This window comes from Mesorhizobium intechi (assembly GCF_002879535.1).
GTDB classification, from domain to species: domain Bacteria; phylum Pseudomonadota; class Alphaproteobacteria; order Rhizobiales; family Rhizobiaceae; genus Mesorhizobium; species Mesorhizobium intechi.
Genome location: NZ_PNOT02000250.1, coordinates 1 through 23,748, shown reverse-complemented (window position 1 = coordinate 23,748; position 23,748 = coordinate 1). Strand labels below are relative to the sequence as shown.

The window sequence follows — 23,748 nt, the reverse complement described above, 5'->3', positions numbered from 1 at the left end:
CGTGAAATGGGTTGCTGCACGCACGCGCGAAATCGGCCGACCGGGGTATCATCCGGTCTTGCATTTCGATGTGTATGGCTGGATCGGCCAGGAAATTGGCTTGGAGCCGAAACGCATCGCCGACTTTATCTGCAAGGTTGCAGATACCGTCCCGGGTTTCACTCTCAACATCGAGTCCCCGGCCGATTTTGGTTCCACGCAAGCGCAAATTGAGAACTACGCCAAGATCGTGTCGATTTTGGACGACCGGGGTTCCAGCGCTCGCATTGTCGTGGATGAGAGATGCAATACCCTAGAGGATATTAAGCTCTTTGCCGAAGCGAGGGCCACCCATGTGGTCCAAATTAAGACGCCAGACGTCGGCTCAATCGCCGATACGGCGCGCGCAGTTCTCATTTGCAAGGAAAACAAGGTGGGGGCTTATGTCGGTGGGAGCTGTACCGAAACGGATCTGTCCGCCCAGGCTTCAGTCCACGTCTCTGTAGCGACGCAAGCTGACATGATGCTCGCAAAGCCCGGAATGGGTGTCGACGAGGCATTTTCAATTGTCGGCAACGAACAAAACCGGTTGCTGGCGATAATGAACCGTCGTCGGGCTCAAAACGAAAATATCGGATGAAAAGCACGGTGTCACATGCAGCACTCTCTTGAGGGGATCACGGTCGTAGCCGTAGAGCAGGCGGTGGCGGCGCCTTACGCCTCGTCACGGCTTGCGGATGCTGGGGCGCGTGTCATTAAGATTGAGAGGCCGGAAGGGGATTTTGCCCGAAACTACGACAAGTTGGTGCGGGGACAGAGCGCTTACTTCGTTTGGCTCAACCGGGGTAAGGAGTCGGTGTGTCTGGACCTGAGATTGGAAGCGGACCGCTCTGTCCTGGACACGCTCATTGCCAATGCTGATGTCTTCATCCAAAACCTAAAGCCGGGCAGCATAGAAAAACTGGGGTTCGGGTCTGCGGATCTCCGTAAGCGGTTTCCTCGGCTGATCACCTGCGACATCTCTGGTTTCGGGGAGACAGGCCCGTATTCCCATTTGAAGGCATATGATCTCATCGTTCAGGCTGAAACGGGTCTGTGCGCGATCACCGGCAACCAACAAGGGCCCGCGCGTGTGGGGGTTTCAGTTTGCGACATCTCAGCGGGCATGACGGCGCATAGCGCCATTCTTCAGGCGCTGTATCACCGCGAAGTCACCGGCGACGGGACCAGCATCCAGGTGTCACTGTTCGATGCTCTAGCCGATTGGATGAACGTGCCGGTTTTGCAAAATGACTACAGCGGGTATCACACGGTACGCGCTGGCGTGAAGCATCCGTCGCTGGCGCCATATGGCGCCTATCGGTGCGCCGACGGCAAAGAGGTTGTCTTTTCGGTGCAGAATGACCGCGAATGGGTGAATTTCTGCGAGAAGTTCCTCAAGCGAACCGAGCTGACACGCGCACCTGGCTTTTCCGACAACATGGAGCGCTTGGGTAATCGGGTGCAACTTGACGAGATCATCGCGCTGCGCTTTTCCGAACTGTCCTGTCACGAAGCAATGCAGGAGCTTGAGGCAGCCGGTCTGGCATATGGCCGTCTAAACGAGGTGGCCGATGTTTCTGGGCATCCCCACGTTCGCAGGGTAACCGTTGGCACACCCGAAGGAAATATAGAGACGATAGCGCCGGCGGCGATCTTCAACGCGGAGCGTCCCTCGCTGCGCCCGGTTCCGGCTCTTGGCGCTCATACGCAGACTGTCCGGGAAGAGGTTCTGGGGCGTTTGCGCGATAGGGCCGCGTCAGCATGAGCGCGCATCGTGTCGGTAGTTGGACGCGTTCGCGATTTACAGAAAGCGTGACGGTTCCTTGCCATCCAGTGCGGGCACTCGGCAAACTGGCTGCTACCGCCCTCGCTAACATCGGCCGCAGAGGCACTCCGTGATAAAGGACACCGTTCCGGCCGTTGAAAGCCCGACGTCTGTGCCCCGCTGGAGATCTCTGCTCTTCGTTCCCGCCCACGTTTCCCGCTTCGTGGGGACGGCTCATGAAAGATCCCATAAGGCGACGGGCGGCGGAACTCAGGTAAGGTTTCGGGTTCCGACATCCTAACGCCGAGACGTCTCATGAATCTCTCATCCGTTGACGCTGCGCACGGCTGACGAGCGGGATCTGCCGCCCTGCCTGAAGAACGAGATCAAGCGCGAGTGCCACCGCTTGTGGCAAATGATCGAGATGATCATGGAGGTCGAGGCTGAGCAGCGTCAGGCCGCCGCTCCCGGGATCGTCCAACTGAGTCATCTGCGAAAAGATCGAATATGCTGGCTTGGACGGTGCGTTCTTGGCGCATTGTCGGCTCCGGCGGTGGCAGGACTTTGGACTCAGTGGCATGAATCCAAGATACCTGAACCCGCCGGGCCTTGCTCGAGAAAAGTCACGATTCGCTAAACAAAATCAACTATTTACCGTTTATGGACGGAAACTCGTCTAGTCGCGCTTGCAGACTCGATGATGCAGCCAGTTGGCGAAATGGTGCGAGGAGATGGCCTCCGGCTTGACAAAGGTAATGCCCGCATATCTGCGCAAAGCGGCGGTTGTAGCGGCGATCCCTGCCGATGAAGATCGCGCGCTACGAGCGCAAGCATCACCGAGGCTGCGCTTCAAGACGTTGGAGGATCTCAACGGCTGGCTGGCCGACAAATGCGTTGCCTATGTCCTGAGGCCGGCTTTCTTGTGGAAGGCCATGTCGCAGACGCCCCACGCCTTCGCCGTGGCTAGTCTAGGTTGTCGCGCGTGGCGAAGCCGCCATCGGCCGCCGCTTGCCGCGGCGCTTGGCCATAGAAGGCGACGTGGCGCGCCAGCATCGGCAGCAAGCGGTCGCTGTCGGCCGGGTTGCCTGCTTCGATCACCAGATCGAGGATCATGCCGCTCCTGCCGGTGGTCAGGTTGAGTTTGTGGCCGTACTCGGTATGGCGGCTGCCTTTGACGATGATATCGGCATGCGGCTCAAACAGTCTGACCAACTTCTCGCCGGCCGGCACCGGCTCGCGGGCCAACACCCGCCGCTCGCTCTGTCTGATGATGCGTTCGATCAACGATCGATAGTGACAAACCTGGACCTGCCACAGTGCGATGAGCGGAGTGCTCGCCACGGCCAATCGCTCAGTCGCCTGCTTCAGACAGGCCAAGGTCGTGCGGGTGATTGCGATCAGCTCGCGATAGAGTTGGACCCGATTGGGTCGACCGCGCGTGAACTGGATCTTGCGGGCGCGCCTCTTGGCCGCGCGGCAATGATCGCGCCACGATGAGTCGCTGCCGCCGACCAAGGTATCGGCCCGCTTCAACAAGCGCACCATGACCCGCACAGCACGGCCTGGCCCGCTGCACCTGGCGCGGCCTTAATCACTTCAAGGCCTACGTCTGGTCCTCCGTCGTGGCCAACAATCTCGTCCTCTTCACGCGCCTTCGGGCAAGCCGCCCCCCGATGGCGTGCGCCTGACCGTGCCGACGAAGCCATCTTCCAGACAAATCAGCGCACTGATCCCGTCCATACCTTCAAAGGCGATACCAGAAGACGTTAAGCGCTTGCAAACGCTGCAAAATACACGCGTTTATGGACGGAACTAGACTAGGTGATGGAGACGCTGAAAATGGTCGGATTGCTGTCGGCGGTATGCTGGCTCTTGCCCCGGGGTTCTGATCGGTGTCATCGCCGGCCGCAGCTTCGACAACGTCGTCATGCGGGTCATGAATGACCTGATGTCGACCCCATAAGCGACCCAGTTCCTCGCGAGCAAGATAGACTGGGAACGAGCCACCCGTATGGCGACATAGCAGCTGGATTATTCAGTGGGCACAGACACACTTCTTTAGGGGGTGTACATAAGACCTGTATTTTGCAAGTGCTTTTTCCGTCGGTATCGGCTTAGCATGAGTATCTCATTTCAAACTGCATCGGCCTGCGCAATCAGCATTTCAACAAACCACACTTTTTGGCGAAAACCGTCCTCTCTTGGGTAGTATCAATCAGCCGGTGTTGTCGAAAAGTCGATAGGGGAATTTAACGTCAAGAGTTTCCCTCCCCGGACTTATATGTCTCGGGCGCCATTCATCGAAGAGGTTCTCATGAGCTACCGGATCCTGACTGGCTACATCAACCAGGAGACAAACACCTTCAACAAAATACAGACCACGCTCGAACACTTCCGGGCGTCGGGATTGCTCCGGGGTGACGAGATTCCGCCGGCGTGGCGCGGTACGCACACTTCACTGGGTGCTACATTCGAGGCGGCAGAGAAATTCGGCTGGACGTTGTCTCATCCACTCGTCGCCTATGCGAACCCAGGGGGCATAGTGACGGGGGAAACATTTGAGCAGCTTTGCGACTGGTTCCTTACAGGGCCAAAGGCTGCGATGGAGCGCTCTTCGAGTTGCATGGGGCTATGGTTGCCGAGGGCTGCGAAGACCTTGAAGGCGAGATCCTTGCACGACTGCGTACTGTGCTCGGGCCGGACTCGCCGATCGTCGCTACGCTCGACCTACACGCCAACGTCACGGCAAAGATGGCGGCAAACGCCTCGGCGCTGATTGCCGTGCGGACGTATCCTCACATTGACTATTATGAACGCGCCTGGCAGGGCAGCAGAACTGCTCGACCGCGCTCTGCGTGGTGAGATTCGTCCCCGGACGGTCATCGCCAAGCGCCCGATGGCGCATGGTCTCGATGGCGGGCGTACAGGTAGGCCCGATGCGCGAGCTGATCAACCGCGGAGAGGCGTTGGAGTCCTCCGGAAAGGCACTGGTAGTGAGCGTCTGCGCTGGATTCGAACTGAGTGACATTTACGATGTCGGGCCCAGCGTCACGGTTACTGTCGATGGCGACACCACCGCGGCGCAGCGCATTGCAGAGGAATTTATGGATTACGCATGGCAGACACGTGAGTTTGTCTCCTCCCCTTGGACATCAGCCACCGCTGCCCAAGCAGTAGAGCAAGCAAAAGCCGGCGAATTGAATGCCAAAAAGCCCTTGGTGCTCGCTGATAACAGCGACAATCCGGGCGGCGGTGCATACGGAGATGCTACGGATCTGCTGCGAGCTATGGTCGCGGCCGACCTCCAGAACGCGGCCTTCCATGCGATCTTCGATCCGGCGGCGGTTCAGGCCGGCATCGCCATCGGTGTGGGGAACAGGGGGCGGATCGCTCTTGGTGGCAAGCATGCCCCTGAGATGGGCGGTGGACCGCTCGACGTCGAAGCGCAGGTGGTGTCAATAACTAGCGGACATTTCCGCTGCTATGGCCCTTCGTTTCTTGGCGGAGGCGTGTGGAACAGCTTCGGGCCGAGCCTGATGCTCCGTGTGGGCGGCATCGAAGTCGCGGTAATCTCGCGAAATTGCCAAGGAGTCGACCTTGCGCAACTTACCTCTCTTGGCGTGGACCCGCTTCACTGCGCGACTATCGCGCTCAAGTCATCTCATCATTTCCGCGCGGCCTTCGAACCGATCGCACGCGAAGTGCTCATGGTGGACGGCGGTGGGATGTTGGGTTCAGAACTCCTGTCAAGGTTGCGCCATGTCCGCCGCCCGATCTGGCCACTTGACGACATCAAACTCTAGGATACGGACGAATTAGGCCCGTGCAGGCCAGAGCAGAGTTTGTTAGAAACTGCGCCAAGTCGCCAGTTTCACGGCGAACGAGAGAAAACATGGGGATGGTCGACTTCAACGGGCGGCACTATTTTGACGGCCGCGCTTCCGATCCAAACGAACTCCATTAGATGCGCGGCACCCCGCCACCGACCACAAGCGCACCACTTTCGAGTGATGTGGGACGGATCTTGCCTCCGTCCCGACCATTCGCCAGCTACCGCTCCGAATCCGGTTTTCGCGCTCGTGCAATGGAGCTCGATAGTTTTACAAGCCGATACGAGTTCAGCCCGTTCGTCACGGCGGTCGGGCAGGGATGTTCATGATACCCGGCCGCTATCCGCTGATCTTAAGATTTGAGGGCCTGACCGGATGGTCCTAAACCTGGCCTTTAGCAACAGGTTGGCAGGAAGGGCTGACCGGGCGCGGAATCGCCCGGCGCTGGCCCGTAGCTGATTGCGACGCCATCAGCTAACCGGTTACGCTTGGACTTATCAGCTTGCCGCATGATCTTGACGGTGCCCACGCCGTAGCTCCGCAACAGAATGATCTCGGCGCACCAAATGTGCTTCTGCGGCGCATTGCGATCTCTGATCAGCGCGCCCAAACGCTGACAGTCAATCGAAGAAACGGTGAGCAATATTCCTATGTGGCAGTGACTTCAGCGAAATCCGTCAAAAACTATACTGTTGTCCTTGGTTCGAACTTAACAAGATCAATATTGATCATGCTGTTAAATTTTCGCACGTTGGAGTCACTGTAGAGCTTCTTCTTGACGAAGACGTAAAAAGCCTCGACGTCCTCGACCGTCACGATGAGGACGAAATCGACTTCGCCTGTAACCATATAGCATTGCTTGACCTCCCTGGCTGCGTGCATCGCGCGCTTGAAGTGGTTGACAAGCTCCAGGCGTTCACAGTCAAGCTCTACTGTCACAACAACGGTAATCGATTTGCAAAAAGTCTTCGGATCGAGTGCCGACATATCCACAATAACATCTTCTGCATGGAACTTTTTCAATCGACGGATTCTATAGAGACCCAAGAAACGAGAGTTCGGCAAAGACTGCCGATTCTTGTGTAGCGCTGTTGGGATCCTTTTGTCTAGGTCGTCCGCGGTCCAATGCTGGCCTTACCTAAAAATTTAATATTTATCTTACAAATTTTACAATTTTCTTAATTTTTTTACATGAGGCCTTCAGGGTCGGCACACGCGCCACCAGCCTGATAGCGGTCTCGCGCGCTGGTTCCAAGAGCGCGTCGGCGCCCGCGAGGGGCGCACCCCCGGGCGCATCCACCCTTCCAGAGGGCGCCACGACGCCAAAATGGTCCGTTGAACATCGCACCCACCGTCGCCATGCACCCCAGTCATCGAACAGTGTAACGGATCCTACAAGTAACTTTAAAGAATCTTTGCAACCGCTAATCGCGACGAATGGTACGTTCACCCACAGTCGGGGGTTTTAGGCCGCTCGGGGTTTGGGCAATCGGCATCCGGTCACTTATAAGTATCTCGACTGAAACACGAGTAAGTCTCGCCTGAGACACGAGTCGCGCTCTGATGGTCCAATTCTCGGTTCCTCGCAACATCAGCGCACCTAAGGAAAGTAACATGCCGACCCATTCCGCCAGTTCCATCCAACCTGCAGGAGGCAGGGCGAGCATTGCGACGAGAGAACTTGTAGAAGCGGCCACAGATGAAGTCTGGAGGCCATTCATGTGTCACCAGACATTCGATGGCGCAGATGCCGCTGAGATTATCGCCGAGAACGGGCAGCAGCCAAGGTTTTACTCTGGCGACGCTCTTTGTTGCGGAACATTCGGCGAGCTGTTGCAAGGCCAATTGCCAATCGGCTCCCTTTCCCGTGACTCCCACTTTTTGGTCACGATGCCCATCGCGCTCTTTGCGCGTGCCCACTTCATGCCGATCTCGGGCACTCGGTCCGTAACCGTTTATCCGTCACACAAAGTCAAAGCAAAACGACTGGCTGAGAATCTCGTGACTGCGCTCGGCGCCTCGGGAGGAATCCTCTTTTTGCAATCTGAGCTTCCGGAAGGCAAAGGGCTGGCGAGTTCGTCTGCGGATCTTGTTGCGACTGCACGGTCAATCGCCTGCTGCTTCAAGCATAGAGTCCGGACGTCGTTGATCGAGAAGCTAATGGCGGAAATCGAGCCGTCCGACGGAGTAATGTACCCCGGCGTGGTGGCATATCAGCAGCGAGCATGTAGCCTTCTCTCATTTCTCGGGCAAATGCCGCCGCTTGCAATCGTTGGTATCGATGAAGGGGGAACGGTCGAAACCGTCGACTATGATCAACGGCGAGGCGAAACGTCCGCCAGTCACAGAGCAGAGTATCAGGAACTACTCCACCGCGCTCGCATAGCAATTCCACGCGGTGACACCGCCACGATAGGCAGAATAGCCACTGCCAGCGCGCTCCTGCATCAAGAGCGAGCTCCAAAGGAGCATCTGAACCCGATGCTGAGAGCATGCGAGGCCACTGACACTCTCGGGGTCATAGTCGCGCACAGCGGCACAATGATTGGAATCCTGCTTGATCGAATGGCAGCTGACTTTCCACGGAAGCTCCGGTCCGTGCTCGCCCATGTATCGCCGTTCGACAACTCGCCAAAAATATATCTGACCATGACTGGCTGCCAGTGAGGTAAGAAATATGGACGCTATTTGTAAGCGCTTGCCCTTCTCCGGATATTCTGATGCCTATGCTCTCCCCGACATTATCAGATGCGGAACAAATCTTTATCTCGCGCAGTTCGCATTCATGAAGCTTCTCCCTGCAAAGTACATCATTGAGCAAGCGCTGGCTCGAGGGACTTTGAGGTATGGCATGAAAGTTCTCGAGACGTCGAGCGGGACCTTTGCACTGGGTTTGGCCGTAGTTTGCCGCGAACGTGGATTCCAGCTCGAAATCTTCACAGACCCGGTGATGGACAAAGGTTTGGAGAACAGGTTGAGCTCCTTGGGAGCCGAAGTATTCATGATAACCAAGAAGGCCGAGCAGGGTGGCTATCAAAGGAGCCGCCTAGACGCACTAGACGCTCGGATGAGACAGTTGGGCGACACCTGTTTCTGGCCCCGGCAATACGAAACACCGGACAACCCCGCAGCCTATGAACTCTTCGCCGATCAGATATCGGGGATGTTGGACGCCAACGTAACTTTGGTTGGTTCTGTGGGGTCAGGCGGCTCTACTTGCGGCACCATAGAGCGCCTCCGCCAAAAAGCACCTGGCGCGCGACTGATTGGAGTGGACACCTTCAATAGCGTCATTTTTGGCCAACAGGACGGCGAACGAAAACTGCGGGGGCTGGGGAACAGTCTTGTCCCCGAGAACGTAAAGCATGAATTGTATGACGAAGTGCATCTCATCTCGGCTCCGCTCGCATTTGCTGCAACGCGGACCCTCCACGAGCGGCACGCTGTTTTCGCCGGTCCGACCTCCGGAGCGAGCTATATCGTCGGGCGTTGGAACGCTCGACAGTATCCAGGAGAGACCGTAGTCGTCATATGTCCTGATGAAGGCCACCGCTACGTCGAAACCGTTTACGACCACGAGTGGCTCAAGCAGAACGGAAGTCTACATGAAGGTGTTCTGCTGGACGCGCCGGCAACCGAAAATCACCCTTCGACCGCTCTCCCCCCATGGAACCGATATCTTTGGAAGCGGAAAAGCCGGGAAGCTGTCCTAAGCCTTTTGGAGGAAGTCTGATGAACAGAGGTAGCTTCCTTTTCGTGGAAAGCAACACCACGGGCACCGGCGAACTATTGATGAAGCGAGCCCGACTCCTAGGCTTTGAGACCTATCTCGTTACGCGCAATCCTGCGCGCTATCCGTTTCTCAAGGACTCGGTCGCCCAAGTGATTGAAGCTGAAACGCGCAGTCCGAACGAACTCCTCAGGGTCGCTGCCAAATTAACTGGCCTGGCAGGTATATATTCCTCGTCGGATTATTTTGTGGAAGCAGCGTCAAGTGTCGCGATGGAGATGGGGCTACCAGCAGCGAATTCGGAGGCTATCGCCACATGCCGGAACAAATGGAAGCAAGCGGCCGAGCTACAGCGACAATCAATCACGATTCCTGAAACACGGCTGGCCACTTCCGTCAGAGATGTCGAGAATATTCTTGCCCAAGCTACTCTGCCGGTCGTCGTGAAGCCGGTCTCCGGAAGTGGTAGTAGCGGCGTGAGGTTGTGCGAAAGTGTCACCGCCGCCATCGAGGCGTTTGAGAGCGCAAGGGGCGCACTGATCGATCAAATAGGTCTGCCCAGTCCCGACATCCTCGTCCAGCAATATGTAGAAGGTAAGGAATACTCTGCAGAGATAATTGCGTGCGATGGGACGCTGCATTGTCTTGGAATTCTTGCCAAGCACAAAGGGCCGGCTCCCTTCTTCGTCGAGGTGGGGCACGACTTCCCGGCCCCGCTTTCGGAGCCGTCCCTCAAGGAATTGGCTTCTTTTGCGGCAGGCGCGGTATCAGCGCTGGGCTTGGAGTTCGGACCGGCTCATGTAGAGTTCGTGATATCGGAATCTGGACCCGTCATCATTGAGGTCAATCCCAGGCTGGCTGGAGGAATGATCCCAGTTATGCTCTCGCACGTCTTGGGCACGTCAACCCTTGATATGGTGATTAGACTCTATGCTGGAGAAGGGTTCGCGCCTCCACGCGCGAGCGCAAGGGCCGGAGCCATCCGTTTCCGACTTGCGCACACGTCCGGGAAGCTCAAACGCCTGGGCTTTTCTCGAAATCCGGACCCGACAGTACCCGAGATGGGGCTACTGAAATCCGAGGGAGTGGAAGTTAGAATAAATGGCGACTTCAGGGACCGGGTTGCCTACGCCGTAGGCGTCGCTGATGAACTCGACCTCGCTGCAGCGGCAGCTGAACGGATGATTGAATCTGTTGTAATCGATGTCGAGGCTGCTGCTGGAGAATCGGGCAACAACCAAGACGCTGGGTTGAGCGAGGGCAGGTGGACCCTACATCCCGAAGCGATGAAGTTGCTCGCTCCACCTATCGAAATCTCGCGTGACGGTCGCGTTCTGCAATACCAGGCGGCCATAGATGAAGCACATCTGGTGATGCTTGCGGAACAGGGCTTGGTCAGCCAGGTAGCCGCTGCCGATCTCCTGAAGCACATCTTGGACCTCCAGGACGAGGGCTTCCATTCTTTGGAGGGCCGCGTTGCTCCGCGTGGTCTTTACCTTGCTTACGAGGCTGAACTTGCCGCCAGAGTTGGCCCGGGAAAAGCCGGCTGGCTGCACCTGGCGAGGTCCCGCAACGACTTGAACGCGACCATTTCTCTCCTGACTCTTCGGGAGGCTGCATGTTCCATCTCGCAAGAAATAGGAATTCTACAGGATTCCCTGCTTCAGCGAGCGGAAGAGGCATCGAAACTTGTGGCTCCGCTGTACAGTCAGTACCAGATCGCACTCCCTGGGGCGCCAGGGCACTACTTGCTTGGCGTCTTCTTCGCTCTGGGGCGCGAGCGCCAGCGCCTCCATTGCCTGCTGGAAGACATCACGAATTGCCCTATGGGAGCGGGGGCGGGCGGCGGCACCAGCATTCCTATAGATCCCCTGCATACCGCAAGTCTTCTGGGGTTCGAACTGCCACCGTTCAACTCGCTTGATGCGGTCGCGAGCCGCGATCATCACCTGCAGGGGCTTTCAATCTTCAGTGGCGTTTCAATCTTGCTCAGTCGTGTGGCCCAAGACCTACAGGTTTGGACGACGCGGGAGTTTGCCCTCGTCGACATTCCTCACAATCTTGCCGGCGGCTCTTCCATGCTGCCGCAAAAGAAGAATCCGTTTCTACTTGAACATATCAAGGGGTCGGCAAGCACCGTTATTGGCGGATATGTTTCTGCGGCAACGGCTACCTGCAAAGCGCCTTTCAGCAACTCGATTGAAACAAGCAACTACGGCTGCTCTCCTCTCAGGCTTTCAGAGGAGGCCCTGAAGAGGGCCATCATCCTCACATCGCTCATTGTAAAGTTCATGTCTTTCAACGTGCAGTCGATGCGTGAAAATCTGGAAGACGGCACTGCGATGACGACAGTCGCCGCAGAACGGATGGCGTCGCGAGGCGTTCCTTTCAGAAAGGCCCACACACAAATTGGCGAGATCAGCAGGCGCTTGTCTCTCAATAGCAGCGTCGCGGAACGCCGAAGCGAATTGGCCAGCCACCTCGCTGATGCGCTACCGGCGAGTCTTGAAGAGTGCAGGGACGCTCTGCGATTCGGAGGAGGACCCGGAAAAGGCTCAACCGATAGCCAAGTCTCTGTAGCAAAGGCGCTCTTTCGGGACATGCAGCTCAAATGCGGGGACATACGGGAGCGCTGGGCGCGCGCCGAGATGCATCGCAAACAGAAGGTGAAAGAACTCATTGATAAATATCGATCCACTTGAAGGAGTGGAGTATGTGGACAAAGTCTGACGTTTCTGGGGGCCGGAAAGGGGTTGCGGACCAGAGCGTAACCCGAGCTGATTGTATCGGGATTGAACGACGCTGCGCCGCACATCATGGCCGGATGCAGCGCGGCAATCAACTGATCTTCCGCATATTTGGTGCAGAGGCGGCGTTCCCTTGGATGCCCCGTCTGTTTCTACGGTCGTTAGGCGGCTGCCAGCAGCCTGTTTCTTAGCAGCGAATACCCGGAGCGCCCATACATCTGGCGCTTGATGGTCTTGAGACGGTTGATCTGTCCCTCGACGGGACTGGTGCTCCAGGGCTGGGTGATTGCGGCCCGAACAGCCGCAATGTCACGGCCGATGCCTGCTGCAAGAGAAGCCAGTTCGCTGTCCGTGGCGTCCTCGATCCATTGCTCGAGGCCGGCATCATCGTCGCCGCGTATCAGTGCTGCGAAACGTCGAGCCAGGTCACCCGCCTGCAAGAGCTCCGGCGCGCAGTCATAGAGATGGCCCAAGAATTGCTCGGTCTGCTCATCGAGCAAAGTCGGGTCTTCGCTCAGCAGCCATGCACAGTTTCGGCGCGACGGCGGCCGCCATCGCGCATTTGACGGAGCGGTCGATGAGCACTGCTGGCGGGCGGAGGTCCAGCTGTAGACGGTCGCCCTGCTGCCTGCAAAGCCGCGGCACTTGATTTCGCTCCACAGGTGCAACCCGTTGCGTTGGCCTTCCTGCCAGCGTCCTTCGAGATACTCCTGGAAAGGATCCATGAGAACCGAGCGCGCGGGCGGCCGCCGGTGCTCGGGCTCCCCGCCCGCTGCAAGCCAGCGCTCGACCGTTCTCACGCTCATGCCGGTCCGGGGCGCGATCTGTCGCGGCGACATGCCGGTCGTCCGCAAATCAAGGACTTCAGCATAGAGTTCACTGCGCTGGTTGCGGCGCGACCGGCGCAGGCCATCAAGCTTCGGGGAAGTCTCCACTGAGGGTTCCGGATTGGCGTCGTCATCGCCGCTCATCTCGGCCATCATCGCCTTTCCGGCGGCACTGACCGCTTTGCGATGGCGGCCGAGGGCCAGACGCAACGCTTCGCCCAGATTCTGGAGAAGATGCCAGCGGTCGGCACCTGCGTTGCATCGGGAGCACCGCGACGGGCGCCGTCAGCACAAACGCCGGCGCGCTCGCGAGCGATGACTTCGATGCCCGGATAACGTTTCAGCCATGACGCGACAGTGTTGGCATTTCGGTCCGGCAACAGATCGAGGACGCGGTTGCGCTCCAGATCGCAGATGATCGTTCCGTAGCGCTGCCCCTTGCGCTAGGCCCAGTCGTCGATGCCGACCACCCGCGGCGCGTCCGGGGGCTCGAACCCGGCTGAGCGGATCATCCGCAGCAGCGTATCGCCGCTTACCGGCATGGCGAGTTTGCGCGACAGGCGCGAGCCGGATTCACCGCCGACCGCGAAGCCCATCACCAACTGGCTCTCACCGAGGCGGGCGGTGCGTCTCGCTTTCGCCGTATGTGGGTTGACGAACAGGATTTCCGTTGGTCGGCAGCTTAAGTTGAGCCGTCCACGGAATTGCGAGCGCTCGATGCAGGGCGCGGTCCGGACGAGTTCGCATGATCTGTCGTTGCCGATTCCCGAGCACGCCCAAGAGCTTTGAACCGATCGGACCCACGGACACCATTATGCCGGCGGCTGCGTGCCGCGACCGCGAACAGAAGCAAAGAACCTGCATCGAACGTCACGCCTTGACTGGAGGACACCGAATACAGAAGCAGATCATTGCGGTTCTGCGCGAGCATGCGGCGGGTGCAAAGGCGGGCGATCTGGCCCGCAAGCACGGGGTCTCGGAGGCGACGCTGTATAACTGGAAGGCCAAGTATGTCGGGATGGACGTCTCTGACGCCAAGCGGCTGAAGGCTCTTGAAGACGAGAACACAAGCTGAAGAAGCTGCTCACCGACCAGATGCACGGAAGCCTTGGCGCTGCGTGAGCTTCCGTCAAAAAATGTATAGTCCGCCCCGTCCGTGCAAGGGTTCGCGACATCGCCGATGACGATTCCAGTTGCATAAATGTATCCGGCCTCTCGCGAGTGGACTGCTGTTGCAGCCAGGACATGATGAGATCCGCGCACGCCGTTCCCGATAAATGGTTCGGGCACGAAGCCCGCTTTTTTGCACAGGGCTTACGGCATGCTGATCCACTGTTTCGTCATCGCTATTCCCGAGCCTTGCAATCGAGCCGAGAGGGTCAGGCGAATGCAGGATCCCTGCGTTCGTAGAGCGCTCCCGGCTTGGTCAGGACAACCCAGACAATGCGCGCCATCTTAGCGGCGAGTGCAACAACGGCCTTGTTCGGGTGCATTCGGCTCTGCAGGCCATCGAGCTAGCTTCCGAGACGACGACGGCCGGAGATCGAGGTGTCCGGGATCGCGGCCGGGCATTCGCGCGTCACGGGACGTGGTCGGAGATGATCATGCCCGGCTTGCCGCGGTGGGCGATCAGTTCCATCAGTTCGTCGACGATGTTGAGCCCGCGGAACCTCCGGCCGCAGGCGAACTGGTCATGCACGAAATCCAGCGACCAGCGCGCGTTCGGCTTCGCCTTGACTAGGATCGGCGCCCGCGTGCCGACCGCTCGCTAAGCGCGGAACGAAATGGAGCCTGCAGTGACCCTGTAGATAATGTTCGGGTCTACAAGGTCTCTCTATCCGCCAGCATGCTCTCGCGTGACGTTGGTCAAGTCGTCGAAACAGGCGGCTTCCACCGGCAAGGGAAAAGGTCTCGTCCATAGCAAACAAAGGGTACGCACGGAGGCAGCACCGTCCTCAAAACGAGCTTCTGATCCAGGCGGAGCCCTTCAACGAAGGGCCGGTAGTCGGAACCACCTTTGACGACAGCGTGCACGACGCGCGCCATTGGCGGTAATAGCGGTCATTGCCTTGCGGCGTAGATCGGGATTGTCCGCGATCCCGCGCGATGTAGCGTTCGAACTTATGACGGAAGCCGTTCTCCCGCTGGCGGATGGCGACTTGTCCAGCGATCCACAGGGTACGGCGCAGCCGAGCATTGCCGAATTTGGAAAGGCGGGTCTGGCCGCGATATTGGCCTGACTGTTGTGTCGAGAGGTCCAGCCCTCAGAACTTCAGAAACTGGCGATGATGAGCGAAACGGCGAAGATCGCCGGCTTCGGCAATGATCGTCAGCGCATTGATCGGCCCGATGCCGGGGATCTATCGACGCGATGCCCTCACGGCCCTTAGCTGACAGAGGTTCTTTCCACCTGGCACCTGGGCGTAGGAGCTGATAGTCCTGGCTGTGCCGCAACAGCTCGTCGGCTTGCGCTTCGATCTCATTGCGCTGCCGGATCAGCCGCGACGTCAATGACCATCCGGAACATGCGAATGGCAGGCGCATCAAGCGGCAGCGGCAGTCCGATCGATGAGCGCGCCGTCTCGTAAATATCCATCAGAATCTGTGTCTTGCTGGGCCGACAACATTGCAAGCTGCCGTCATGAACTCCTCCTTCGTCAGCGCCGTGATGCCTGCTGGCGTCGGAAAGGCAGAGAGGAGGCGAAGAACCAGTCGCTGCGGCTGTTCCCCCGGAAAGGGTCGATCTCGGGAAAATACAGCGGCAGATAGTGCGTCAGGATGCGCTGCTGGATCTCGGTCTTGGCCCTGGCGATCGCTTCATTGGTCTTCCAAAGCTCCTGCACGTCGTTGATGCCGGCGCGCAGCGGATCATGGTAGCCTTGTGTTTCCTGGATCCTGAGCATGTGCAGGATCACCTGTGCATCCTTTGGATCGTTCTTGTCCCAGCTGTTGTGCAACGCTTCTCGGGTTCGGGCCAGCGCCAGCGACGACACCAGCCGCCAGGCGCCATGCTATCGGCCGGTGATAGTTCCCGGTCGCCTCAAAGGCGCAGACCACAGGGCGGCAATACGCCTGCAGCACCTCTATCAGATGGTCGTGCTCAGCACGGGTGTTGAGGACCAAAAGACGACGCCGGCGCTTGTGGCCTGTTGCTTCGATCAGAACTTCATTGCGCACCCTTGGCAATGTCGATCGCTACCATCACCGCGGCGGCGGGTGTAGAATCTAAAGTGGTCATGGTCGGTCTCTCCGGAATGGGTTGTGAACATTCACATTCTAGAGAAACTTTGACTGGCCATGGCCGCCTCGACAGCGGTGCCCGCCTGCAGCGAAAAGCTGCGCGCACCGCTCTCCCGGTCGCCGCCGCTCCGTCATTCCATAGGTGCCACGGGCACCGAGTTCACCTCGAACGCCATCCTCGCCTGGTCGAAGGATTACAGGATCGAATGGCACTACATCGCGCCGGGCAAGCCGATGCAGAACGGTTACGTCGAGAGTTTCAACGGCCGGATGCGCGACGAGCTGTTGAACGAGAGCCTGTTCTTCGGCCTCGACCACGCTCGCAGCGCCATCGCCGAATGGAGGGAGGACTTCAACACCGCCAGGCCACATTCCTCGCTCGGCTACCAGACCCCGGCAGCCTATGCCGAGGTCATCACCGGCGCGTGCACGTAATGCTCACGCGCGAGGGCTGGGACATCAACATGAAGCGAACCTATCGAATTTACAGGGACTTGGGCCTGCAGCTCAGGAACAAGACGCCGAAGCGGCGTGTGAAGGCGAAGCTGCGGGAGGCCGAGAGGAAGCCGTCGGCCCGAGTCTGGGCGATGGACTTCGTCCACGATCAGCTCGCGACGGGCAAGAAGATCCGTGTGCTGACGGTCGTCGTCACGTTCTCCCGCTATGTGCCTGTGCTCGACCCGCGGTTCAGCTATCGGGCGGAGGATGTGGTCAGGGCACTGGAACAGGTCTGTCCGAAGATCGGCTATCCGAAGACGATCTGCGTCGACCAAGGCTCCGAGTTCGTCTCCCGCGACCTCGACCTATGGGCCTACGCGAAAGGCGTGACGCTCGAATTCAGCAGGCCGGGAAAGCCCACCGACAACGCCTACATCGAAGCCTTCAACGGCCGCTTCAGCGCGGAGTGCCTGAACGCCCACTGGTTCCTGACCCTTGCCGACGCCGCCGAAAAGTTGGAGGATTGGCGCAGATACTACAACGAGGTGCGCCCGCATGGGGCGATCGGGCACAAGGCCCCGATCTCGTTGCTCAATCCCGATGGCGCCGCCAGCCCGCCGTCGTGAGAAAGCCGGGAAACTCCACCTTCCGGCGGTCCAGAGAATGGTATCGGAGCAAAACGGTCGCGGCTCTAATCGCCACTGGATGACAGTTCAGTGGCAGGTCACCTGCAGTCTCATGCACAGCAAAGTCGAGCTCGGGATTCTGACGAAGTTGCCGGGCCCAGACTGTGACCCCGTCGGCCAGGTGATAAACCTTCTTGGACTGAGTGCATGCTGACTCCATTCATCGAGGTCGGGCAGCCGTCGTAGGGCCATATGGCTGGCTCCATGGACAAAATTTGCCGAAAGCGTTTGTGTTCGGGCAAAACTCGTATTTGGGTGAAATGAAACAGTCTCGTTTCCGTGGCGATTGCAATAATAGTGCCTGTTGGATGGGCTAGCGTTTCATTGAGGGGCTTTCTTGCAATGAACGTTCCAGATTGCTAGTGCGATGATGATTTCGCATAGGTGCAGGCATGATAGATGATCTCGACCGGCGGATACTGGGCGCCCTCCAAAAGAACAACAGGCTGTCATTCTCCGAACTCGCGGATCTCGTGGGTTCGTCTGCCGCTTCATGCATGCGCCGTGTCAATAAGTTACGCGCCGAGGGCGTTATCACCGCTGATATCTCGCTAGTCGACCCCAAGGCGCTCGGGAAGTCGCTGACCGTGGTCGTCACAGTGGAGCTCGACCGCGAGCGCTTAGACCTCGTCGACGACTTCAAGCGAGCGATGAGGGCGGCGAAAGAAGTCACTCAATGCTATATGATCACAGGCGATGCCGACTTCGTTCTTATTGTAGCAGTGGAGGACGTCGAGGCATTTGACGTTTTTGTAAAGACCAAACTCTACACAAATCCAAATGTCCGTAAGTTCAAGAGCATGATTGCGCTGGACCGCGTGAAGTTCGAGCCCCGGGTGCTTGTGTAGCCCCTTTTTAGTGAGCGCGACGAACACTCCACCTTTTCGTAGGGCGTGTTCGGGCTGACGAGAGGGTTTTGGTGGAGCTCTTCATGTCCGTTGATGAGGTTAGTGCCAGGCATCAAGCCAGGCATGAAGACGGTCACTATCGTCGCATTGGAGCTGATCACGGGTGGCCGCCGGCGGCGCGCATGGACGCCGGAGGAGAAGAAGCTGATCGTTGCGGCCAGCGCCGAGCCGACTGCAACATTTCTGATTTTGCGCGACGTTTCGCGTGAAACGTGGCTTGCCTAGCGCCCGGCGCCGGCAGGCGGGGTTGGTATCACTGCGGATGCCGCCAGCGAAATGTGTGACGGACTTCTTCGTTCCGGTCACGGTCGAGGGATACCCCGACAGAACGCGTGGGGATTGGCGGGACGGTCCTCGCCAGCCAGATGCGGCAGGATGCATTGAGATTGAAGTTGATGGCGCGCGCCTTGTGGTGAGGGAGCGGTTGAGCCGGCTTTGGCCGGTACCATCATAGCGGCGCTCCGAGGTCGGCGATGATCACCCTGGCGGGAGGCCCGAAGATCGCGGTGGACGTTTCGTCTGGCCGCCGCTGAAGAACGGTTCGATCAGCCTGACTCAGGAGGCGTTTGGCCTGCCTGATTGCAGGGCTCGACTGGAAGCGCGTGGAGTGCAGGCGCGTCAAAAGGTCGATGCGAGCTGTGTGATCCGATTGTTTTTGCTTGAAGATTCGGCATGACCCGTGAGGCTTGCCTTCTGCCTTGCCCATGCACGGCGCAAATTTGTTGACGTCATCAAGCTGACGGGCTCGCCGAAGCGCTCGAGGTCGTGGCGAGGCTTGCGGAGATCTATCGCATCGAAGCCTCGATCCGCTGCGCGACAGCACCTATAAGGCAGACCAGGACGGCACCGACCATGATGGCGCTGAAGATCCGATTGATACAGCTGAGCGAAGACGTCTAGGCCAAGTCCGTCCTGGCAAGGCGGTCGCCTATGCGGTGGCCCATTGGAGCGGCCTGACCGCCATCCTCGACGATGGCAGGATCGAGATCGACTCTAACATCAACGAGCGTTCGATGAAGTGCGTGGCCTTTACGCGCAAGAATGCGCTCTTCGTCGCCGCAAAACACATTGGCCCGGCTGTCCTCCGCTCTACGCCGTGACCAGAACAACCGCCCCAATTCCTGAAAGTCAAATCCCAAATCCGTGTAGTTACCTCGTAGCCCTCACCTTGTTTAGGCAGGACGTTTCCGCCAGTCCTATCCCGTTTTTGAAGCGTGTATTGCGGCCGGAGCGCCACTTTGATCGTAATCAGCGCACCGAAGTCTGCCATTTAATTGGATCGCTGGGTGACCGGCTGCCAGCCACGAAGGGCAAATTGCCCTGCTCAGGCGGGTAATAGATCGCGCTAATGACATCTGGCACGCCGCGGCGTGCTGGCGGTGTGATGCGCGCCACATTCGAACTGCTGAGCGGACCCGCTGGGCGGTTTCGCGGCGGCAAATCGTGACCGGATGTGCGAAGCGCTTGGACTGCAAGATTTGGAGGACTCAGGAATGACACTTGCTGCAGCCGAACCTGCAACGGCTCTCCCAGCCATAGAGCAACGGCACCGGGATCAACGACAGTATCCTCATGGCGTAGCCTTTATGGACGGTCAGTACCTCCCCATGTCCGAAGCCAAGGTGTCCGTTCTGGACTGGGGCTTTCTACATTCCGACGCCACCTACGACACCGTTCATGTTTGGGATGGGAGGTTCTTCAGGCTGGACCTGCACATGGACCGGTTCTTCCGCGGAATGGAAAAGCTGCGCATGAACCTTCCCTACGACCGCAGTGCGATCGAAAAGATCCTGTCGACCTGTGTGGCGCTGTCCGGGCACAAGGCGGCATATGTCGAAATGATCTGCACGCGAGGCGGCTCGCCCACTTTTAGTCGGGACCCGCGCCAGTCGGAGAATAGGTTCATCGCATTCGCGGTGCCTTTCGGGTCGGTCGCCAGCAGGGAGCAGCTTGAGCGCGGCCTGCATGTCGCCATCAGCAACACTGTCCGGATTCCGCCCAAGTCGATCGATCCGACTATCAAGAACTATCACTGGCTCGATCTGGTAAAGGGCCTGTTCGATGCGTACGACTACGGTGCCGAAACTGCATTGATCGTCGACATCAACGACAACATCGCCGAGGGGCCTGGCTTCAACGTTTTCGCCGTGAAGGACGGCCGCTTGAAGACACCGGCTTATGGCGTCCTCGCCGGCATTACCCGCCAGACCGTGTTTGATCTATGCGGCGAACTGAGCCTATGCGTCAGCGCCGGCGACATTGATCGCGACGAGTTGAAGGGCTCAGATGAAGTTTTCATTACGTCTACAGCGGGCGGGATCATGCCAGTGTCCAAGATTGACGAGACCGTTGTAGGAGACGGCAAGGTTGGCTCTCTGACTCGCCAGCTGACAGACCTTTATTGGGAAAAGCATGCTGATCCGGCATGGTCGACTGCGGTAAATTACGCATAGTTTTGCCATATATTGTCGAGCGTTCCTCCTTGAGTGCGGGGAGGGCTGTGCTGCCGGGAGTCTGCTGATGACCGCCGCCTTCATTTCTCATCTCTCTAGGGAACTCGCGAGCCTTAAGGCGAAGGACCTCTACAAATCCGAGCGGGTGATTGCCTCGACGCAGTCGGCCGAGATCGAGGTCGGCGGCGACAAGGTGCTGAATTTCTGCGCCAACAACTATCTCGGGCTGGCCGACAGTCCCGAATTGCGCGAGGCGGCCAAGCAGGCGCTCGACCGCTATGGCTACGGCATGGCCTCGGTGCGCTTCATCTGCGGCACGCAGGAGGAGCACAAGCAGCTCGAAGCGACGATTTCCGCCTTCCTCGGCATGGATGACACCATCCTCTACGGTTCCTGCTTCGACGCCAATGGCGGCCTGTTCGAGACCCTGCTCGGCGAAGAGGATGTGATCATCTCCGATGCACTGAACCATGCCTCGATCATCGATGGTGTGCGGCTGTCGAAGGCAAAGCGTTTCCGCTACGCCAACAACGACATGGCCGAGCTCGAGACGCGATTGAAGGAGGCTAAGGATTGCCGCTTCCGGCTGATCGCCACCGACGGCGTGTTTTCCATGGACGGCATCATCGCCAATCTGAGGGGCGTCTGCGACCTAGCCGACAAATACGACGCCATGGTCATGGTCGACGACAGCCATGCGGTCGGCTTCGTCGGCGCCAACGGCCGCGGCTCGGCCGAACATTGCGGCGTCGAGGGCAGGGTGGACATCATCACCGGCACGCTCGGCAAGGCGCTGGGCGGCGCCTCCGGCGGCTACACCTCTGGCAAGAAACAGGTGGTCGACTGGCTGCGCCAGCGCTCGCGGCCCTATCTCTTCTCCAACACGCTGATGCCGGCGATCGCCGGTGCCTCGATGAAAGTGTTCGACATGATCCGCCACGGCGATGTGCTGCGCCGGCACCTCTACGACAACGCCGCGCGCTTCCGCTCCGAGATGGGCAAGCTCGGCTTCACGCTGGCCGGCGCCGACCATCCGATCATCCCGGTGATGCTGGGCGACGCGACATTGGCGCAGGAGATGGCGGCGCGCATGCTGAAGCGCGGCATCTATGTCATCGGTTTTTCCTTCCCGGTGGTGCCGAAGGGCCAGGCGCGTATCCGCACGCAGATGTCGGCGGCGCATTCAACTGCGGACATTGACCGTGCGATTGAGGCGTTTGCCGAGGTAGCAAGGGAACTTTCGATCATATGACCTGGGGGCTCTAACGATCTCGCCACCAAACAGAGCTTCGGGCGAAAGCCGAACCATTAGCGTAACTGCGCTACTGCTTCGGCGCCCGAAGGGAGCGAGAACTGATCTCAGGAAGGACAAATACATGGATTTTATTGAGCGGATTTTCGGTGTAGCTCCGGATGGAGGCGACGGTACCACCGAGATGCTCTACATCGGGGCCGCATTCGTGGTCATAGCGATGCTAGCCGGTCGCCGATGGCTCCGCCGAGGGGCGAGCGCCCGGCGCCGTTAGCTGTCCTCTGAAGTCGAGAGTCTCTGCAGCGCCGCTCCAAAAGTCGAGCGCAGTATGCGCACCCTGAACCTTCTCTAGTGGCTCGCTGCCGGTTTCGTTCACACCAAGATAAGGTTTGACAGAACTGGAGAGTGGGAATGCAAAGAAAGAAGTTCGGCCGCGAGTTCAAGCTTGAGGGTGAGATTGATCACGGGGCGCTGCGGCGGCCAGGCTGCTCGCGATCCCGATATCTAGGAGAATGTGCTGCCCGAGCTATCGGCCGATCCGCAGCATGCGTTTCCCGGTCATAGGCAGGTGATTCCTGGGCCGCTGGAGATCGATCGGCTGCGCAAGGAAGTCGCGAAGGTGAAGGCGTAGCGCGATATTCTAAAAAACTATCATGGGCATGTGCCCGCGCGGTAGAAACAGCCCGTCTGGCGACGAACGGGATTCCAAAGAACAAGCGACATGGAAAAAGAAAATCTGTCGCTCGTTGCTTTTGTCCGCCAAAGGCGTGCCGCTACGGTCCGGAGTTGGCATGTCGAACCAATGTTTTCTGGATAGCCTGTTCAGACCTGACCCGGCAGCACCACGAAGGTGTTCGTCGTCATTTGAGCATTTTTCATGAAGCTTTCCGCCTTCGCGTTATCGTAAGGATCCCAGACGGGTCATGCTCGCCTGGATACCGTGACGATGCAGAAGTTCGAGTAGGCCCCGCAGTGTATTGGGCGGATTCAAGCGATCGTCGCAACACGGATTGTGTTCACTCATGGCAGCAACTCGTCAAGCGCTTCTGCCGGCGTTTTCCAACCCAGGGTCTTTCTCGGCCGGGCATTGAGGGCCGCTGCCACGGCGGCGATCTCGTCGGCGCTGTGAATGCTCAGGTCGGTGCCTTTCGGGAAGTACTGACGCAGCAGCCCATTGGTGTTCTCGTTAGTGCCGCGCTGCCATGGGCTTTGCGGATCGCAGAAGTAGACCCGGACACCCGCATCGATCGTGAGACGATCGTGCTGGGCCATTTCGGCTCCCTGATCCCAGGTCAGCGAACGGCGTAGCTCTTCGGGCAAGGTGATGATGGTGCGCGTAATCGCGTCACGCACGGCCTCAGCTCCATGTCCCGCGAGCGCAGGTCCGTTTTTCGTGCGCGGAGCTTCGCCATGCCCCACGAGCCGGGGAAGATGCAGTAGCATCGTGAAGCGCGTCGTGCGCTCGACCAACGTGCCGATCGCCGAGCTGCCAAGACCGAGGATGAGGTCTCCCTCCCAATGTCCCGGCACCGCTCGATCGGCCGCTTCGGCGGGACGCTGACTGATCATGATCTCCGGTGAGACAAAGCCCTTGCCTCGCCTACGTACGCGCGCCCTGGGGACCCGTAATACACGTCCTGTGCGCAAGCAGGCCGTCAGCTCGCGGCGCAGCACTCCACGGCCCTGAACGAAGAGGGCCTGATAGATGGCTTCGTGGCTGATGCGCATCGTCTTGTCGTCCGGGAAGTCGATCGGCAAGCGTCGGGCAATCTGCTCCGGGCTCCAGGCCCTGGCCCATCGCCGATCCTTTCGCGGGCCATGCCGGCGGCCCTTCCACGTAACGGTGGGACC

Annotated in this window: 15 protein-coding genes and 12 pseudogenes; 17 read left to right on the top strand and 10 right to left on the bottom strand. The window is 58.8% G+C overall.

Annotation, left to right across the window (positions count from 1 at the left end):
* Both C1D09_RS22200 and C1D09_RS22195 read left to right on the top strand, forming a co-directional pair.
* A partial coding sequence (locus C1D09_RS22200; RefSeq protein WP_143976306.1) for a methylaspartate ammonia-lyase occupies positions 1–619 on the top strand: 619 nt, incomplete at its 5' end.
* 15 nt (positions 620–634) lie between these two features.
* The gene (locus C1D09_RS22195; RefSeq protein WP_143976305.1) at positions 635–1,786 is read left to right on the top strand and encodes a CaiB/BaiF CoA transferase family protein; all 1,152 of its coding nucleotides are present in this window, start codon (positions 635–637) and stop codon (positions 1,784–1,786) included.
* A gap of 313 nt (positions 1,787–2,099) precedes the next feature.
* Here C1D09_RS22195 and C1D09_RS33240 read toward each other — a convergent pair whose 3' ends face one another.
* Both C1D09_RS33240 and C1D09_RS22180 read right to left on the bottom strand, forming a co-directional pair.
* A complete protein-coding gene (locus C1D09_RS33240; protein WP_167514712.1) occupies positions 2,100–2,276 on the bottom strand; it encodes a hypothetical protein in 177 nt (58 codons plus the stop codon).
* A gap of 414 nt (positions 2,277–2,690) precedes the next feature.
* Positions 2,691–3,343: pseudogene (locus C1D09_RS22180) on the bottom strand (ISNCY family transposase); the annotation flags it as partial.
* Positions 3,344–3,625: 282 nt separating this feature from the next.
* Here C1D09_RS22180 and C1D09_RS34400 point away from each other — a divergent pair.
* The 3 genes and pseudogenes from C1D09_RS34400 to C1D09_RS22160 form a co-directional block, all read left to right on the top strand.
* Positions 3,626–3,746: pseudogene (locus tag C1D09_RS34400) on the top strand (ABC transporter permease); the annotation flags it as partial.
* Positions 3,747–4,067: 321 nt separating this feature from the next.
* Positions 4,068–4,648, top strand: a pseudogene (locus C1D09_RS34395) (M81 family metallopeptidase).
* Positions 4,649–4,722: 74 nt separating this feature from the next.
* A complete protein-coding gene (locus C1D09_RS22160) occupies positions 4,723–5,589 on the top strand; it encodes an MlrC C-terminal domain-containing protein (RefSeq protein WP_167514711.1) in 867 nt (288 codons plus the stop codon).
* Positions 5,590–6,103: 514 nt separating this feature from the next.
* Here the strand turns inward: C1D09_RS22160 and C1D09_RS22155 are convergent.
* Together C1D09_RS22155 and C1D09_RS22150 are read right to left on the bottom strand one after the other, a co-directional pair.
* Positions 6,104–6,268: pseudogene (locus C1D09_RS22155) on the bottom strand (IS630 family transposase); the annotation flags it as partial.
* A 32-nt stretch (positions 6,269–6,300) separates the two neighbouring features.
* The gene (locus C1D09_RS22150) at positions 6,301–6,639 is read right to left on the bottom strand and encodes an Lrp/AsnC family transcriptional regulator (protein WP_246135830.1); all 339 of its coding nucleotides are present in this window, start codon (positions 6,637–6,639) and stop codon (positions 6,301–6,303) included.
* 591 nt (positions 6,640–7,230) lie between these two features.
* Here C1D09_RS22150 and C1D09_RS22145 point away from each other — a divergent pair.
* From C1D09_RS22145 to C1D09_RS22135, 3 genes are read left to right on the top strand one after another with little or no spacing between them, the layout of a single operon-like run.
* The gene (locus C1D09_RS22145; RefSeq protein WP_143976301.1) at positions 7,231–8,283 is read left to right on the top strand and encodes a GHMP family kinase ATP-binding protein; all 1,053 of its coding nucleotides are present in this window, start codon (positions 7,231–7,233) and stop codon (positions 8,281–8,283) included.
* A 10-nt stretch (positions 8,284–8,293) separates the two neighbouring features.
* A complete protein-coding gene (locus C1D09_RS22140) occupies positions 8,294–9,349 on the top strand; it encodes a cysteine synthase family protein (protein WP_143976300.1) in 1,056 nt (351 codons plus the stop codon).
* Positions 9,349–12,048: a lyase family protein gene (locus C1D09_RS22135; protein WP_143976299.1), complete on the top strand. Its 2,700-nt coding sequence runs from the start codon at positions 9,349–9,351 to the stop codon at positions 12,046–12,048. Before C1D09_RS22140 ends, C1D09_RS22135 begins: the two co-directional genes overlap by 1 nt.
* Before the next feature lie 206 nt (positions 12,049–12,254).
* Here the strand turns inward: C1D09_RS22135 and C1D09_RS22130 are convergent, their stop codons facing one another.
* Together C1D09_RS22130 and C1D09_RS33485 are read right to left on the bottom strand one after the other, a co-directional pair.
* On the bottom strand, positions 12,255–13,130 hold the full coding sequence (locus C1D09_RS22130; protein WP_208760416.1) for a transposase: 876 nt from the start codon (positions 13,128–13,130) through the stop codon (positions 12,255–12,257).
* A 233-nt stretch (positions 13,131–13,363) separates the two neighbouring features.
* Entirely contained in the window at positions 13,364–13,522 is a 159-nt protein-coding gene (locus C1D09_RS33485) for a hypothetical protein (protein WP_208760415.1), read from the bottom strand.
* 275 nt (positions 13,523–13,797) lie between these two features.
* Here C1D09_RS33485 and C1D09_RS22125 point away from each other — a divergent pair.
* Positions 13,798–14,018 (top strand): annotated as a pseudogene (locus tag C1D09_RS22125) (transposase); the annotation flags it as partial.
* 281 nt (positions 14,019–14,299) lie between these two features.
* On the opposite strand, the pseudogene C1D09_RS33840 reads toward C1D09_RS22125, so the two are convergent.
* The 3 pseudogenes from C1D09_RS33840 to C1D09_RS22115 all read right to left on the bottom strand — a co-directional run.
* Positions 14,300–14,434 (bottom strand): annotated as a pseudogene (locus C1D09_RS33840) (IS110 family transposase); the annotation flags it as partial.
* 74 nt (positions 14,435–14,508) lie between these two features.
* Positions 14,509–14,688: pseudogene (locus tag C1D09_RS22120) on the bottom strand (IS3 family transposase); the annotation flags it as partial.
* 215 nt (positions 14,689–14,903) lie between these two features.
* Positions 14,904–16,158: pseudogene (locus tag C1D09_RS22115) on the bottom strand (IS110 family RNA-guided transposase); the annotation flags it as partial.
* A 140-nt stretch (positions 16,159–16,298) separates the two neighbouring features.
* Between C1D09_RS22115 and C1D09_RS22110 the strand changes: the two are divergent.
* The 8 genes and pseudogenes from C1D09_RS22110 to C1D09_RS22070 form a co-directional block, all read left to right on the top strand.
* Positions 16,299–16,595, top strand: a pseudogene (locus tag C1D09_RS22110) (integrase core domain-containing protein); the annotation flags it as partial.
* Positions 16,577–17,224: pseudogene (locus C1D09_RS22105) on the top strand (IS3 family transposase); the annotation flags it as partial. The pseudogenes C1D09_RS22110 and C1D09_RS22105, both read left to right, overlap by 19 nt.
* 452 nt (positions 17,225–17,676) lie before the next feature.
* Positions 17,677–18,132: an Lrp/AsnC family transcriptional regulator gene (locus tag C1D09_RS22100; protein WP_143976298.1), complete on the top strand. Its 456-nt coding sequence runs from the start codon at positions 17,677–17,679 to the stop codon at positions 18,130–18,132.
* Between the two features lie 102 nt (positions 18,133–18,234).
* On the top strand, positions 18,235–18,417 hold the full coding sequence (locus C1D09_RS34255) for a hypothetical protein (RefSeq protein ID WP_342780251.1): 183 nt from the start codon (positions 18,235–18,237) through the stop codon (positions 18,415–18,417).
* 451 nt (positions 18,418–18,868) lie between these two features.
* A pseudogene (locus C1D09_RS22085) lies at positions 18,869–19,283 on the top strand (IS66 family transposase); the annotation flags it as partial.
* Between the two features lie 402 nt (positions 19,284–19,685).
* Positions 19,686–20,645, top strand: coding sequence for an aminotransferase class IV (locus C1D09_RS22080; protein ID WP_246135829.1), 960 nt, complete (start codon positions 19,686–19,688; stop codon positions 20,643–20,645).
* A gap of 67 nt (positions 20,646–20,712) precedes the next feature.
* Positions 20,713–21,897: a glycine C-acetyltransferase gene (locus C1D09_RS22075; protein WP_143976296.1), complete on the top strand. Its 1,185-nt coding sequence runs from the start codon at positions 20,713–20,715 to the stop codon at positions 21,895–21,897.
* A gap of 411 nt (positions 21,898–22,308) precedes the next feature.
* Positions 22,309–22,525 (top strand): annotated as a pseudogene (locus tag C1D09_RS22070) (transposase); the annotation flags it as partial.
* 392 nt (positions 22,526–22,917) lie between these two features.
* On the opposite strand, the gene C1D09_RS22065 reads toward C1D09_RS22070, so the two are convergent.
* On the bottom strand, positions 22,918–23,748 hold an 831-nt coding region (locus C1D09_RS22065), incomplete at its 5' end, for an IS30 family transposase (protein ID WP_143976295.1).